The sequence below is a fragment of the Nonomuraea maheshkhaliensis genome, assembly GCF_039529435.1.
Lineage (GTDB): Bacteria > Actinomycetota > Actinomycetes > Streptosporangiales > Streptosporangiaceae > Nonomuraea > Nonomuraea maheshkhaliensis.
In genome coordinates this window covers 29,614-42,764 of record NZ_BAAAMU010000062.1, presented here as the reverse complement: position 1 = coordinate 42,764, position 13,151 = coordinate 29,614, and the positions used below count along the sequence as shown (strand labels likewise).

13 protein-coding genes are annotated in these 13,151 nt (G+C 69.4%); 4 read left to right on the top strand and 9 right to left on the bottom strand.

What is annotated here, in order from left to right:
- Positions 1-8 precede the first annotated feature (8 nt).
- A complete protein-coding gene (locus tag ABFX54_RS33550) occupies positions 9-224 on the bottom strand; it encodes a hypothetical protein (protein ID WP_346110602.1) in 216 nt (71 codons plus the stop codon).
- The gene (locus ABFX54_RS33545; RefSeq protein WP_346110601.1) at positions 214-1,923 is read right to left on the bottom strand and encodes a PspC domain-containing protein; all 1,710 of its coding nucleotides are present in this window, start codon (positions 1,921-1,923) and stop codon (positions 214-216) included. Before ABFX54_RS33545 ends, ABFX54_RS33550 begins: the two co-directional genes overlap by 11 nt.
- Before the next feature lie 112 nt (positions 1,924-2,035).
- Between ABFX54_RS33545 and ABFX54_RS33540 the strand changes: the two genes are divergently transcribed.
- From ABFX54_RS33540 to ABFX54_RS33530, 3 genes are all read left to right on the top strand, one after another.
- Positions 2,036-3,244, top strand: a complete 1,209-nt coding sequence (locus tag ABFX54_RS33540) for an ATP-binding protein (RefSeq protein ID WP_346110600.1) — start codon at positions 2,036-2,038, stop codon at positions 3,242-3,244.
- Complete coding sequence (locus ABFX54_RS33535; RefSeq protein WP_346110599.1) at positions 3,241-3,873, top strand: response regulator; 633 nt, start codon at positions 3,241-3,243, stop codon at positions 3,871-3,873. The genes ABFX54_RS33540 and ABFX54_RS33535 overlap by 4 nt, the downstream gene beginning before the upstream one ends.
- A 142-nt stretch (positions 3,874-4,015) precedes the next feature.
- On the top strand, positions 4,016-4,999 hold the full coding sequence (locus ABFX54_RS33530) for a L,D-transpeptidase (protein WP_346110598.1): 984 nt from the start codon (positions 4,016-4,018) through the stop codon (positions 4,997-4,999).
- Positions 5,000-5,182: 183 nt separating this feature from the next.
- Here ABFX54_RS33530 and pcrA read toward each other — a convergent pair whose 3' ends face one another.
- Positions 5,183-7,405: a DNA helicase PcrA gene (pcrA, locus tag ABFX54_RS33525; RefSeq protein ID WP_346110621.1), complete on the bottom strand. Its 2,223-nt coding sequence runs from the start codon at positions 7,403-7,405 to the stop codon at positions 5,183-5,185.
- Positions 7,406-7,530: 125 nt separating this feature from the next.
- Between pcrA and ABFX54_RS33520 the strand changes: the two genes are divergently transcribed.
- Complete coding sequence (locus ABFX54_RS33520) at positions 7,531-8,250, top strand: PIG-L deacetylase family protein (RefSeq protein WP_346110597.1); 720 nt, start codon at positions 7,531-7,533, stop codon at positions 8,248-8,250.
- 99 nt (positions 8,251-8,349) lie between these two features.
- On the opposite strand, the gene ABFX54_RS33515 is transcribed toward ABFX54_RS33520, so the two are convergent.
- From ABFX54_RS33515 to ABFX54_RS33490, 6 genes are all read right to left on the bottom strand, one after another.
- Complete coding sequence (locus ABFX54_RS33515; protein ID WP_346110596.1) at positions 8,350-8,778, bottom strand: PIN domain-containing protein; 429 nt, start codon at positions 8,776-8,778, stop codon at positions 8,350-8,352.
- Positions 8,760-8,984 (bottom strand): type II toxin-antitoxin system VapB family antitoxin, encoded by a 225-nt coding sequence (locus ABFX54_RS33510; RefSeq protein ID WP_346110595.1) that lies wholly within the window; start codon positions 8,982-8,984, stop codon positions 8,760-8,762. The genes ABFX54_RS33515 and ABFX54_RS33510 overlap by 19 nt, the downstream gene beginning before the upstream one ends.
- A gap of 246 nt (positions 8,985-9,230) precedes the next feature.
- Entirely contained in the window at positions 9,231-9,962 is a 732-nt protein-coding gene (locus ABFX54_RS33505; protein WP_346110593.1) for a CPBP family intramembrane glutamic endopeptidase, read from the bottom strand.
- Between the two features lie 257 nt (positions 9,963-10,219).
- A complete protein-coding gene (locus tag ABFX54_RS33500; protein ID WP_346110592.1) occupies positions 10,220-10,477 on the bottom strand; it encodes a WhiB family transcriptional regulator in 258 nt (85 codons plus the stop codon).
- 258 nt (positions 10,478-10,735) lie between these two features.
- Positions 10,736-11,422, bottom strand: coding sequence for a neutral zinc metallopeptidase (locus tag ABFX54_RS33495; RefSeq protein ID WP_346110591.1), 687 nt, complete (start codon positions 11,420-11,422; stop codon positions 10,736-10,738).
- Positions 11,423-11,530: 108 nt separating this feature from the next.
- Positions 11,531-12,994, bottom strand: coding sequence for a glutamate-cysteine ligase family protein (locus ABFX54_RS33490; RefSeq protein WP_346110590.1), 1,464 nt, complete (start codon positions 12,992-12,994; stop codon positions 11,531-11,533).
- Positions 12,995-13,151 lie beyond the last annotated feature (157 nt).

Below are 13,151 nucleotides of genomic sequence, written 5' to 3'. Positions count from 1 at the left end.
GTCAAGGGTCACTTACCGCGGACCACCCGCGCGACGATCGCGACCAGGCCCGCGAAGGCCAGTCCCAGCACCGTCACCCCGACCAGAACCAGCGGCTCGCGGATCGTGCGTGTCACCGTCAAGATGCCCAGAACGATGAAGAGCACACCGCTGAGCAGGGCCATCCAGTCCGTCCTGTGCACCCGCCTGCGCACTCGCTGGGGCCGGTCGAGGTCACGCGGCACGTCGCACCTCCATGTCGCCGACGCCGCCCTTGAGGTTCAGCACGATCGTGGAGACCTTGCCCTCCGGCTTCGTCTCCGGCTCCAGCACCTTGTCCGAGCGCACCTGCACCCCGCCCTTGAGCGACTGGTCGATGACGATGTCACCGATCTTGTTGGTGGCGTGCACCTCGACCCTGGCGGTCGGCGGCACGATCACCACCAGCTCTCCCGCCGACACCGCGGCGTTGAACGTCACGTGGGTCCCAGGCGGCAGCCGCAGCTCCGACAGGTCCAGCCGGCCGTCTCCCAGGCCCACGTCGTAGAGCTGGTTCGCCTCGGCGATCGTGGTCGGGGTCCACTCCGACGGGCCGATGTTGCGCGGCAGGCCGCCGAGCACCAGCCCCATCGCCACGATCAGCACGAGCGCGGTGCCCGCGGCCACCAGACCGGCGCCACGGCCCCACCAGGCGGCGATGAGCAGACCCGCGCCGACGGTGATGAGCATGGCGCCGCCGACGACGGTCGGGCTCACTCCGCCGGCCGACCTGGCTTGGACCGCCACGACGATCCCTCCAATGATGATTGCCAGCAGGATGGTGATGGCGCCGATGTACGACCTGGGCCGGGGCTCTCGCTTGTCCCGCCTGGGCGGGATCGGGCGGCCGTACAGGGCGGGGTCGTAAGGGGAGTGGCCGCCGGCCCGCTTGGCCGGGTCGAGCGGCTGGTAGGGGCCGTTCGGCGCGAACGGCTCGCCGTAGCCGGAGTAGTCGAGCGCGGTCGGGGGGTCGGGTCGGTAGGCGGGCCGCGGGTCGCCCGGGGCGGCCTCGGGGCGCTGGGGCCCCGGCACGGCGTGCTCCGCGGTCACCGCCTCCGGCGACACGTCCCGCCCCCGGCGGGCCGCGGCCTGGCGGGCCCGGTAGGCCGCGTCCCTGGCACTGTCGGCCGCCGCCCGCAACTCCTCGACAGAGGCCGCCTCCCGCGCCTCCCTGCCCGGCGCCGTGCTCTCTTGGGGTGCCGCGCTCTCGGCCGGCATCGCGCTCTCGGCCGGAGCCGACGGCGTGGTCGGGGGGCGCACGCTGCCGGTCGCCGGCTCCCGTCCCGCGCCCGCTGACGTGACGGATTCGTTCGCTGATGTGACAGATTCGTCCGCGTTCGCCGGGGAGACGGCCTCGTCCACGCCCTCCCGCGCCGGCGCGGGGCGCGAGGCGCGGGGGACCGGGGTGGTCGGCGGAGCCGGGGAGAAGTGGGCGGCGGGTCGTTCGCCCTGCCGCCTGAGCAGCCGTTCCGGCATCGACCTGGCCAGCCCGAGCAGATCCACCCCGCTGGAATGGGCGGCCAGCAGCGACACGGCCAGGAACACCCCGACCACCAGCGTCCCCGTGTCGAGCCAGACCGTCGCCAGGTTGAGCGCCAGCCCGAACGCCAGCACCGCCGACAGCAACGCCATCACGGCCTCGGCGTCGAAGTCGCGCCGCGTCCACTGCTCGATCAGCCCCGGCCGGCCGTTCGGCTCCTTCATCAGCAGGAACGCCGCCAAATAGAGAAGCAGCCCGACCCCTGACCCCAGCAGCAGCACGGCGACGCCCACCCGGAACACCACCGGGTCGATGCCGGTGTAGCGTCCCAGGCCCGCGCAGACTCCCATGAGGAAGCGCCCCTCGCTGCTGCGTCGCAGCTCACGGGGTGGGGCGGCCGGTTGCCTGGGCGGAGCTTCTGTCATGCCTACATCGTGGACCCACGCGCGGGCGGCTCGCATCCGGGAGACCCCTGACCCGACCCGGGGGTTGTTCCCTGATGCTGGAATGCCCCCGACATGTGACTATGGCCATGTTATGGCTGACCAGAAGCTTCTCGCCGAGCAGAGCGGCGACACGCCCTACCGCCGGATGATGCGCCCCATGGAGGGGCGCCTGCTCGGCGGTGTCGCCCAGGGGCTGGCTGCGCAGCTCAAGCTTGATCCCGTGGTGATCAGGCTGATGTTCGTGCTGCTCACCGTCGTCCATGGGATCGGCGCGGTGGCGTACGCCGTGCTGTGGATGGTCACGCCGCGGCAGCCCTACCAGGGGCAGCAGCCGCAGCGTGACTGGAGCCAGCTGGCCGCGTTCAGCGCGATCGGGGTGGCGCTGCTGGCGTTCGGCTGGCTGACGGGGGCCTCGCAGGGCGGCATCGGCATGCTGCCGTTCGCCGTCGGCGGGATCGGCGCGCTGATCCTCTGGCAGCAGGCCGACCCGGAACGCCGCAAGGGCTGGGTCAGCGGCGCCACGCTCAGCATGCGCAAGAACCGGGTGCGCACCCTGCTCGGCGTCGGCCTGGTCGTGATCGGCGCGACCGGGTTCCTGGCCGCGGAGGGCGAGCTGCCCCAGATCAGGGACAGCCTGCTGTTCACCGTGGTCGTGGTCGGCGGGCTGGCCGTCATCGCCGCACCCTGGCTGGCGGGCCTGTGGAAAGAGCTGCAGCTTGAGCGGCGCGAGCGCATCAGGCAGGAGGAGCGGGCCGAGGTCGCGGCCATGGTGCACGACTCCGTGCTGCACACGCTCACGCTGATCCAGCGGGTCGCGCACGACCCGCGCGAGGTCTCGCGGCTGGCTCGCTCGCAGGAGCGCGAGCTGCGCAACTGGCTCTACCAGCCGGCGCAGGACGCCGACGCCACGGTGGCGGCGGCCGTACGCAGGATCGCGGCCGAGGAGGAGGACTCCCACGGGGTGCCGATCGAGGTCGTCTGCGTCGGGGACATCGCCCTCGACCCGGCGGGCAAGCTGGGGGCCATGCTCAAGGCGGCCCGGCAGGCGATGGTCAACGCGGCCAAATACTCTGAGAGTCCCTCTATTTCCGTCTATGCCGAAGTGGAGGGTGAAGAGGTCACGATTTTCGTGAAGGATCGTGGCAAGGGGTTCGACCTTGAGGCGGTGCCGCTCGACAGGATGGGGATCAGGGAGTCCATCATCGGGAGAATGGAACGTCACGGAGGCGCGGCCCGCGTTCGCACGGAGCCCGGCGAGGGCACGGAAGTGATGTTGACGATGAAGGTGGAGAAGGCATGACGCGCGTACTGATCGTCGACGATCACCGGCTGTTCCGATCGGGCGTGCGCGCCGAGCTCGGCGACTCCATCGAGGTGGTCGGCGAGGCGGAGGACGTCGAGAGCGCGGTCAAGGCGATCGCCGCGCACCAGCCCGACGTGGTGCTGCTCGACGTGCACATGCCCGGTGGCGGCGGCCAGGAGGTGCTGCGCCGGGTGCTGGGCGCCGGCTCCCAGGTGCGCTTCCTCGCGCTGTCGGTCTCCGACGCCGCCGAGGACGTCATCGGCGTGATCAGGGGAGGTGCCCGCGGCTACGTGACCAAGAACATCAGCGGCAAGGAGCTCACCGACGCCATCCGCCGGGTGGCCGACGGCGACGCGGTGTTCTCGCCGCGGCTGGCGGGGTTCGTGCTGGACGCGTTCGCCTCGTCGGAGGCGCCCTCCATCGATCCCGAGCTCGACTCGCTGACGCAGCGCGAGCGGGAGGTGCTGCGGCTGATCGCGCGGGGGTACGCGTACAAGGAGATCGCCAAGGAGCTGTTCATCTCGGTCAAGACCGTGGAGACCCACGTGTCGTCCGTCCTGCGCAAACTCCAGCTCTCCAACCGCCACGAGCTGTCCCGCTGGGCCACCGCGCGGCGCCTCGTCTGATCTGTCCCTTACGCCGATCTCGCCAGTTTTTGGCGGGTCTTGGACCGTTACAGGAAAGTTATCGGGATTTCGCCAGCGAAACTCTCGTCTCCGTTGTCACACAAGGAGGTAGTCGAAGCACTTAAGTCCAGGAGTAACCCCTTTGAAGCGCGTCACCCGGATGCTTCCGGCTCTGCTCGCTCTGGCCGCCGCCACGGCATGTGCGGCGGAGAGCGTCCCCGCTCCACAGCCCGGCGCCCGAGCCGCCGCTGTGGCCCAGAGCACCACGATCCCTGCTCCCGCCCCCGCCGCGGGTGCCGTCGCCGCCCCGGCGAAGAAGGCGAAGCTGGAGATCGCCGACATCACCCCCATGGGGGAGAAGACGGAGAAGGTGGGGGTCGGGTTCCCGATCATCGTCACCTTCGACCGTGACGTCAAAGACAAGGCCACGGTCGAGGCCCTGCTCGACGTCGAACCGGAGAAGCCCGTCGAGGGCGCCTGGCGCTGGGTGTCCCCGCGCAAGGTCATCTACCGGACGAAGACGTACTGGAAGCCGTACCAGAAGGTGCTCTTCACCGCGCGGCTGTCCGAGCTGCCCGGCAACGAGAAGACCAAGAACGTCTCACGCCGCTTCGCGGTCGGCTCCCAGCAGATCTCCTTGGTCAACACGCGGAACCACACGATGAAGGTCTACCGCAACGGCAAGCTGGCCAAGAAGATCGCGATCAGCGCCGGCAAGGGCGGCTTCGTCCGCAACGGCGTGGACGTGTACCTCACCACGAGCGGCACCCACCTCACGATGGGCAAGAAGGCCGTCGAGACCATGACCTCCTCCTGGATGGGCGTGACGGATCCCAAGGATCCGCGCTACTACAAGGAGGAGATCCCGTGGGCGGTGCGCATCTCCGACAGCGGCGAGTACGTGCACCAGAGCGCCGGCTACTACCAGTTCCTGGGGCGCTCGAACCAGAGCCACGGCTGCGTGCGCGCCACCCCGGCCGGGGCCAAGTGGTTCTACACGATCGCCCAGCGCGGTGACGTCGTGAAGATCACCGGCACCAAGCGCAAGCTGCAGTGGAACAACGGCTGGAGCTACTGGCAGCTCAACTGGACCCAGTGGAAGAAGGGCAGCGCCCTCAAGCCCTGACCCACGGCACTCGGCATAAACGGAGGGGCCGCTCCCCGGCAACGGGAAACGGCCCCTCTTGCGTTCTCTGGGGTCGCGGCCCTTCCACGCGCGCTCGCAACCCTCCAGACCACAGGCTCAGCCCAGACCCAGACCACACACTCAGCCCAGATCCAGCCCAACGCAGCCCAGCCCCACCCAGGCTCAGAGCTTTTCCAGCGGGGCGTAGGCCAGCAGCAGGGTCTTCTCGCCGCCACTGCCGAAGTCGATCTTCACCTTGGTCTTCTCCGCCACCCCGTCCACGGACACCACCGTGCCCAGCCCGAACGCGTCGTGCGTGACCCGGTCGCCCGGCGTCAGGGACGGGATCTTGCGCCCGCCGCTCTTGGCCGGAGCCGGGCGCGCGGCCGGCTCGCGCTTCGTGGCGGCGCTCCAGGCGGACTTCTCCGGGTCGGTACGCCAGTCGATCAGCGTGCCCGGCACCTCGTTGACGAAGCGCGAGGCCGGGTTGAACGACGGCGCCCCCCACGAGCTGCGCACGGCCGCCCGCGTCAGGTAGAGCCGCTTCTGCGCCCTGGTGATGCCGACGTAGGCCAGCCGCCGCTCCTCCTCCAGCTCCTTGGGCTCGCCCAGGGACCGGATGTGCGGGAACACGCCGTCCTCCATGGCCGTCAGGAACACGACGGGGAACTCCAGCCCCTTGGCGGTGTGCAGGGTCATCAGGGTGACCACTCCCTGCCCGCCGTCGGCGTCGGGGATCTGGTCGGCGTCGGCCACCAGCGACACCTGCTCCAGGAACTCCACCAGCGTGCCCTCCGGGTTGGCCTCCTCGAACTCGGAGGCCACGGAGATGAGCTCGTTGAGGTTTTCCAGGCGGGACTCGTCCTGCGGATCCTCCGACGCCTCAAGCTCGGCGCGGTAGCCGGTGGCCACCAGGATCTCCTCGGCCAGCGCGGACGGCGGCATGCCCTCGGCCTTGGCGATCAGCCCTTCGAGCATCGAGACGAACTCGCGGATGGCGTTGAGCGAGCGCGTGGCCATCCCGTACGCCTCGTCGGCCCGGCGCAGCGCGTCCCAGAACGGGATCTGCTCGCGCGAGGACAGCGCCTCCACCATCGCCTCGGCCCGGTCGCCGATGCCGCGCTTGGGCACGTTGAGAATGCGCCGCAGCGACACCACGTCGGCCGGGTTGGCCAGCACCCGCAGGTAGGCCAGCAGGTCCTTGACCTCCTTGCGCTCGTAGAAGCGCACCCCGCCGACGACCTTGTAGGGCAGGCCGGTGCGGATGAAGATCTCCTCGAACACGCGGGAAGCGGCGTTGGTGCGGTAGAAGACCGCGACCTCGCCCGGCTTGACGTCCTCCTCGTCGCTGAGCCGATCGACCTCCTGGGCCACGAACATGGCCTCGTCGTGCTCGTTGTCGGCCACGTAGCCCACGATCTTGGGCCCGTCGCCCTGGTCGGACCAGAGGTTCTTCGGCTTGCGCGACTCGTTGCGCGAGATCACCGCGTTGGCGGCGGCCAGGATGTTCTGCGTGGAGCGGTAGTTCTGCTCCAGCAGGATGGTGCGCGCGTCGGGATAGTCGCGCTCGAACTCCAGGATGTTGCGGATCGTCGCGCCGCGGAAGGCGTAGATCGACTGGTCGGCGTCGCCCACCACGCACAACTGCGACATGTCGGCGCCCGAGCGCACCAGCTCACCGTCGCCGGTGCGCAGCTCGGGATGGCCGACCAGCTCCCTGATCAGGATGTATTGGGCGTGGTTGGTGTCCTGGTATTCGTCGACCAGCACGTGCCTGAACCGCATCCGGTAGTGCTCGGCCACCTCGGGGAAGAGCTGGAACAACGTCACCGTGTTCATGATGATGTCGTCGAAGTCCATCGCGCCGGCCTCGGTCAGCTTGAGCTGATAGGCCTTGTACGCCTGCGCGAGCGTCTTCTCCAGATGCGAGCCGGCCCGGTCGATCGCGCTCTCGTAGTCGACCAGCTCGTTCTTGAAGTTGCTGACCTGCGCCGAGAACGAACGCGGCGGATAACGCTTGGGGTCGAGCTCCATCTCCCTGCAGACCATGGCCATCAGCCGCTGGGAGTCGGCCTGGTCGTAGATCGAGAAGCTGGACGGGAAGCCCAGCCGCTTGGCCTCCCTGCGCAGGATGCGCATGCAGGCGCTGTGGAACGTCATCACCCACATCGCCTTGGAGCGCGGCCCGACGAGCTTGTCGATGCGCTCCTTCATCTCCCTGGCGGCCTTGTTGGTGAAGGTGATGGCCAGGATCTCGCCCGGATGCACCCCACGTTCGGCCAGCAGATAGGCGATGCGGTGCGTGAGCACCCGCGTCTTTCCCGAGCCCGCCCCGGCCACGATGAGCAGTGGACTGCCGTGATGGATCACGGCCTCGCGCTGTTGCGGGTTGAGGCCGTCGAGCAAGGGGTGGTCAACAGAGACTTGGGTCGGCACCTACCTAGGTTAAGACGCTCCACCGACATTCGGCGCCCGGAATGCCTCCGGCGGGGTCCCGGTTGTCCTCCATGGAAGGTCCAGAGAGGGGAATCATGCTGCCGGAGAGCGAGATCAACCGGGTGCTCGTCGTGACCGCCCACCCTGACGACGCCGATTTCGGCTCGGCGGGCAGCGTGGCGCTGTTCGTGGACCGCGGCGTCGAGGTCACCTACCTGCTGGTCACGGACGGCGACGCGGGCGGCAACGAGCGCGAGCTGGACAACTCCGGCATGGCCGAGCTGCGCAGGGCTGAGCAACTGGCCGCGGCCAAGGCGGTCGGGGTCACCGACGTGCGCTTCCTCGGCCGCCCCGACGGGCAGGTGGTGCCCTCGCTCGACCTGCGGCGCTCGATCGCCAGGGTCATCCGCCAGGTCAGGCCCGACCTGGTCATCACCCATCACCCCGACCGCAACTACCAGTTCATCGCCCCCAGCCATCCGGACCACCGCGCCGTGGGCGGCGCCACCCTGGACGCGGTCTATCCGGACGCGCGCAACCCGTACGCGTTCCCGGAGCTGATCAAGGAGGAGGGGCTGGAGGCGTGGACCGTACGTGAGGTGTGGCTGAACGGGGGCTCCACCCCCAACCACTTCGTGGACATCACCGAGGCCATGGACCGCAAGCTCGCGGCCTTGCAGTCACATGTCAGCCAGGTCGCCCACGTGGACGGCTTCGCCGACTTCGTCAAGAGCCGCTTCGCCGCCTGGGCGAAGCAGGCCGGCCTCGGCGACGACCGCTACGCGGAGGGCTTCCAGGTCGTCCCCACGGCCTGACCCGCGCGACCCGCGCCGCCCTCGCCATCCGGGGCGGGTCAGGGGGAGCAAGCCAGGTGACACCACCCCGAGCAAGGGCCGCCCTGTCACCCGGGGCGGTCACGGGACGGAGCCTGGTGGCACCACCCAGAGCGACGGCTGCCCCGTCACCTCCGAGATGATGTCGAAGGCGTGCCCGTAGTGCAGGATCGTCGCCCCGTGCACCTCGGCGCAGGCGGCGATCAGCAGCTCGTCGGGGCCGATGCCCCGGTGCTGGGAGATCTCGACGAGCTGCCGCTGCACGACCATGGCCCGCGTCTGCACCTCCTGGTCGACCGGCAGCACGATGCACTGCCGCTGGGCGTGCACCATGCGCTGGTAGTGGCCGTAGTCCTGGGCGCTGTAGAACACCTCGAGATCCACGACGCTGCAGGTCGCCACCGCCCTGGCCGCGTAGAGCGGCTGGAGGGCCTTGGCGATCACGTCGCTGGCCCTGATGCGGGCCAGCGCGCTCTTGTCGAGGAGGTACATCAGTCCTGTCGTCGCCACACCTGCGTCGTGATCTCCGGATCCAGCAGGTCCGGGCTCCCCTCCGTGCGCCAGAACTCGAACGCTCTGATCGCACACTCCTTGTCCGCGTCCTTGTCGACCACTCCGCGCAGCGCGGCGTGGACCGTTTCTCTCATGGTCGGCGTACCGAGCTTCTGCTGGGCCGCTTCCAGCAGTTCCTGGTCGATGTCGATTACCGTACGCATGCGACAGCACCTCCGTACCTCCGGCGTATCTGAGTTTCCGTGTTCATCCGTCTTTTTCGGGCATGCGCCAAGCCGGAACCGGGGTGGGCTCGAAACAGGCGCCTCGGAGACGGTAAAGCCTGGACATGCGCAGGTCACAGCGGGGCCGGCTGAGCGGGGGAGAAAATCCTTCCGTTAGGTGAAAACTCTTATCCCGCACGACGCGGATGATCTATCGCGACGCGATCTGCCGGTCACCTCATTCGCTCACTTTTCATGGCGAACAGGTGCCAACCCGCCTTCTCCTGATATGCCGCCCTCGCGTTTGGCGGCGATTCTGGCGAAAAGGTAGCCGAGCGAGTTGGTGGCGAGATGCAGCATGGCCGGAGTGAGCAGGCCACGGCGGCGGCGCAGCTCGCAGAACAGCACCCCGGCCGCCGCCGTGGACACGACGCTGCCCGCGACCACCCTGGCGGTGTCGAGATGCCCGGGCGACTCACCGGCCGTCAGTGCGCCCAGCGCCGGGTTGGCGCGCGCCATGTCGATCGCGGGAAGGATGTGCCAGAGCCCGAACAGGGTGGACGAGACCGCCGTCGCGGCGGCCGTGCCCCGGCGGCGCCGCACCATGCCGTAGAGAGCGCCGCGGAACCCGACCTCCTCCAGCAGAACCGTGCCCAGCGGCACCTGGAGCAGCGCCTCCTCCAGGACGCGGGCCCGCGACAGCGACAGGGCGCGCTCGTCACGGAAGAACGGCCTGGTGCGGGGGGAGAGGATGCCGACGGTGTAGACGGCCGCCACACCCGCCGCCAGCGCCCCACCGGCCACGGCGCCCCGCCGCCCGTCCTCGAACCCGATCTCCTGCCAGGACAGCCCGGAGCGACGAGCCATCGCGACGAGGGCGGCCGTGGCCAGGGTGGAGGTCAAGGGGCCCAGGCGCGGGGCGACCTTGTTGTTCAGCAGGTTGGCGGCGGTGAGCACGACGATCGACCGAAGCAGCACCCTTGCAGGCTACGCAATCCCCACGCAGCCACCGCCCCGCAACCTCGATCCGCCCCTGACCCACCGTCCAGCCACCCTCAGCCCAACCCACCAGACCGCGCGACCCTCCCGAGCCCACCCGGCCAGATCGCGCGACGGTCCTGAGGTCCGCCCGGACAGCCTGCGCGGCGCCCCCGAGGGCTGACCGTGCTGGGCGAGGGCGAGTCCGGGCAGGCCGCGTGATGGTCCCACGGTTGCCCGGACGGGCTGGGCGATGGTCAGGAGGCCGCGGGGCGGCGCCAGGTTTCGGGGGTGCGGGCGCGGCGGCGTTCTTCCGGGGTGAGGCCGCCCCAGATGCCGTCCGACTCGCCGGCTCGTAAGGCGTAGGAACGGCACTCCTGGATGACCTGGCAGCCGGCGCAGACCGCCTTGGCTCTGGCCTCCTGCAACGGCGTGGGGGCGAGAGGGAAGAAGAGGTCAGGGTCGCTGGATCTGCACGCCCCCCTGCGCAGCCAGCCGATCTCCTCCAGTTGCATGGGTCAAAGGTAGAGCGTGGTCATGATCGACCACATCATTCTCCGGGTTGACTCTCGTGTACGTCCTACGGTTTGATCACACACCCCCCGAGTAGACCCTGTGCCGGTGCCGGTCACATGTCCGGCATTTCGCCGCACGCGTCCTCGGCGGCCCCGCCCTCGGCAGGCGTCCGCTGTCAGGAGGCGTGCATTCCGGCGGGCGTCCCGTTCAGCAGGCGTCCCCCTTCAGCGGCGTCCCCCTTCAGCAGGCGTTCACCGTCAGCAGGAGTCCACGCTGTCCCGGTAGCCCGTCGCGAACGACGCCTGTCGTTGTTCGGCCGTCCCGTGGGCCGCCGGGTCGAGCCAGTCGTCGGTCGGGTCGCCCGCCGCCTCCAGGCTCAGCAGCAACTCGTCCTCGTCACCCGCCTCCGCCGTCAGCGCCCCCGAGCCGACCAGGGCCGACAGCGTGCCACCCGCGTAGCAGTCGGCCTGCAGCTCCATCTGGACGTTGAGCCGGAAGTTCGTCTGCAACTGGGCCTGGACGGCGTGCCCGAACTCGTGCGGAATGATCACATAGACGGAGCCGTCGCCCATCTCGCTCCAGAGCGACTCCATCCAGTCCTGGTCATAGGCGATGAAATGGCCGATAGGGCAGTAGAAGGCATTGTTCGGTGCGGACTTCTCCCCGCCGCAGGACGGCCCGGAGGTTCCCGAATACGGGACGAAGTCGGCGATCGGTCGATAGGTCTGGCCGAGCTGCTGGAAGTGCTGCGTCCAGAACTGCTCCGTGAGCGTGCGCGCCGTGCGGATGTCGTCCTCGAACGAGTCGGCCCCCTGGCGGTCCATCGACCGCGGGGCGACGATGCCGCAGCCGGCGACCAGCAGCACCAGTACGGCCGCGAGCCGGGCGAGGCCGGTGCGGGAGGTCAGGGCGGGGGAGATCCGGTCACGCGTCACGGGTTTCACGCATCCCAGGTGTGCGAGGTGGTCGGTCGGCATCCGGCTGCGCATTCCAGCCGTGCGGGGGTGGTCGATGTGTCCCAGCCGTGCGGCAGCGGTCGGTGTGTGCGGGTTTCACGTGTCCCAAGTGTGCACGGGGTCGTTGGTGTGCATGCGTTCGATGTAGTCGAGTGTCATGCCTCGCAGGGCCTCGTGTCGATCACCCTTCCGTGCCCGTACGTGCTCGACCTGCCACGTGGCCCCCGTACGCCCGGTCAGGCACCGCCCCTCGATGACCGACAGCAGCCGGTCCGCCACGGGACCGTCCACGCCCCACCGGACCAGGCCCTCGTGCGCCACGGGCAGCAGCCGCCGCAGGATCAGCTCGGCGGCGGGCACCTCGCCCAGCCCGGGCCAGTACAGCCGCGCGTCCAGCCCGTGCCTGGCCGCCGCGGCGAGGTTGTCCTCGGCCGCGCGGAACGACATCTGGCTCCAGATCGGACGCTCGTCGTACGGCAGCATGCGCATCAACCCGTAGTAGAAGGCCGCGTTGGCCGAGATGTCGGCCACGGACGGCCCGGCGGGCAGCACCCGGTTCTCCACGCGCAGGTGCGGCACCCCTTCGACCACCGCGTACACCGGCCGGTTCCACCGGTAGATCGTGCCGTTGTGCAGGGTGAGCTCGTGGAGCTGGGGGATGCGGCCCTGTCCGAGTTCGGCGCGCGGGTCCTCCTCCTCGCAGACGGGCAGCAGGGCCGGGTAGTAGTTGACGTTCTCCTCGAACAGGTCGAAGACGCTGGTGATCCACCGCTCCCCGAACCACACCCTGGGCCGTACGCCCTGCGCCTTGAGCTCGGCCGGACGCGTGTCCGTGGACTGCTCGAACAGCGCGATCCTGGTCTCCCTGTGCAGTTCCTTGCCGAACAGGAACGGCGAGTTCGCCGCCACCGCGACCTGGGCCCCGGCGATGGCCTGGGCGGCGTTCCAGTGGGCGGCGAACATCTCGGGGCTGACCTGCAGATGGAGCTGCACGCTCGTGCAGGCGGCCTCGGGCGCGAGGCTGTCGGCGCGCGTGTCGAGGCGTTCGACGCCCTCGATGGAGATGTGCAGGTCCTCGCCCCTGGCGGCGAAGATCTGCTCGTTCAGCAGGCGGTAGCGCGGGTTGGCCGACAGGATGCCCTCGCTGATGTCCTGCTCGCGCAGCGTGGGCAGGATGCCGATCAGGACCAGGTGGGCGTCCTGCGAACGGGCGCGTTCGTTGGCGTGGTTGAGCCGGGCCCTGACGTCGTTCTCCAGGCGCAGGGCCCCGTCGCCGGCCAGGTCCTGGGGCTGGACGTTGATCTCGATGTTGAACTGGCCCAGCTCCGTGGCCCAGTCCGGCTCGGCGATGGCGTTGAGCACCTGGGCGTTGCGCATGGCGGCCTCGCCGAGGCCGTCCACGATGTTGAGCTCGATCTCCAGGCCGGCCAGCGGGTGGTCGAAGTCGAAACGCGCTTCCCGCAGCATCTGGGCGAAGACGTCGAGACACTGATGGACCTTTTCACGATATTTCCGGCGGTCGTCCCGGCTGAACACGACTGCTGGCACATCTCTGCCCATAACTCGAAATGTCGCACGTCAAAGCCCGCAAGACCAGTGCCCGAATGTGAAAGACCGGGTCCAGCCCGCATGACGGAGCCGCCGCCCTCTCCACAGGTGCGGAAGTTGTCCACAGGCCGTCCGCGAGACGACTCCCGGGACGCACGGCAATGGCTAG

Bases quoted from the DNA above. Each gene is read 5' to 3' on its own strand.
- ABFX54_RS33500 (WP_346110592.1), bottom strand. From the start codon at position 10,477: ATGCAACTGGAGGAGATCGGCTGGCTGCGCAGGGGGGCGTGCAGATCC.
- ABFX54_RS33490 (WP_346110590.1), bottom strand. From the start codon at position 12,994: ATGGGCAGAGATGTGCCAGCAGTCGTGTTCAGCCGGGACGACCGCCGG.
- ABFX54_RS33520 (WP_346110597.1), top strand. From the start codon at position 7,531: ATGCTGCCGGAGAGCGAGATCAACCGGGTGCTCGTCGTGACCGCCCAC.
- ABFX54_RS33510 (WP_346110595.1), bottom strand. From the start codon at position 8,984: ATGCGTACGGTAATCGACATCGACCAGGAACTGCTGGAAGCGGCCCAG.
- ABFX54_RS33540 (WP_346110600.1), top strand. From the start codon at position 2,036: ATGGCTGACCAGAAGCTTCTCGCCGAGCAGAGCGGCGACACGCCCTAC.
- ABFX54_RS33535 (WP_346110599.1), top strand. From the start codon at position 3,241: ATGACGCGCGTACTGATCGTCGACGATCACCGGCTGTTCCGATCGGGC.
- ABFX54_RS33545 (WP_346110601.1), bottom strand. From the start codon at position 1,923: ATGACAGAAGCTCCGCCCAGGCAACCGGCCGCCCCACCCCGTGAGCTG.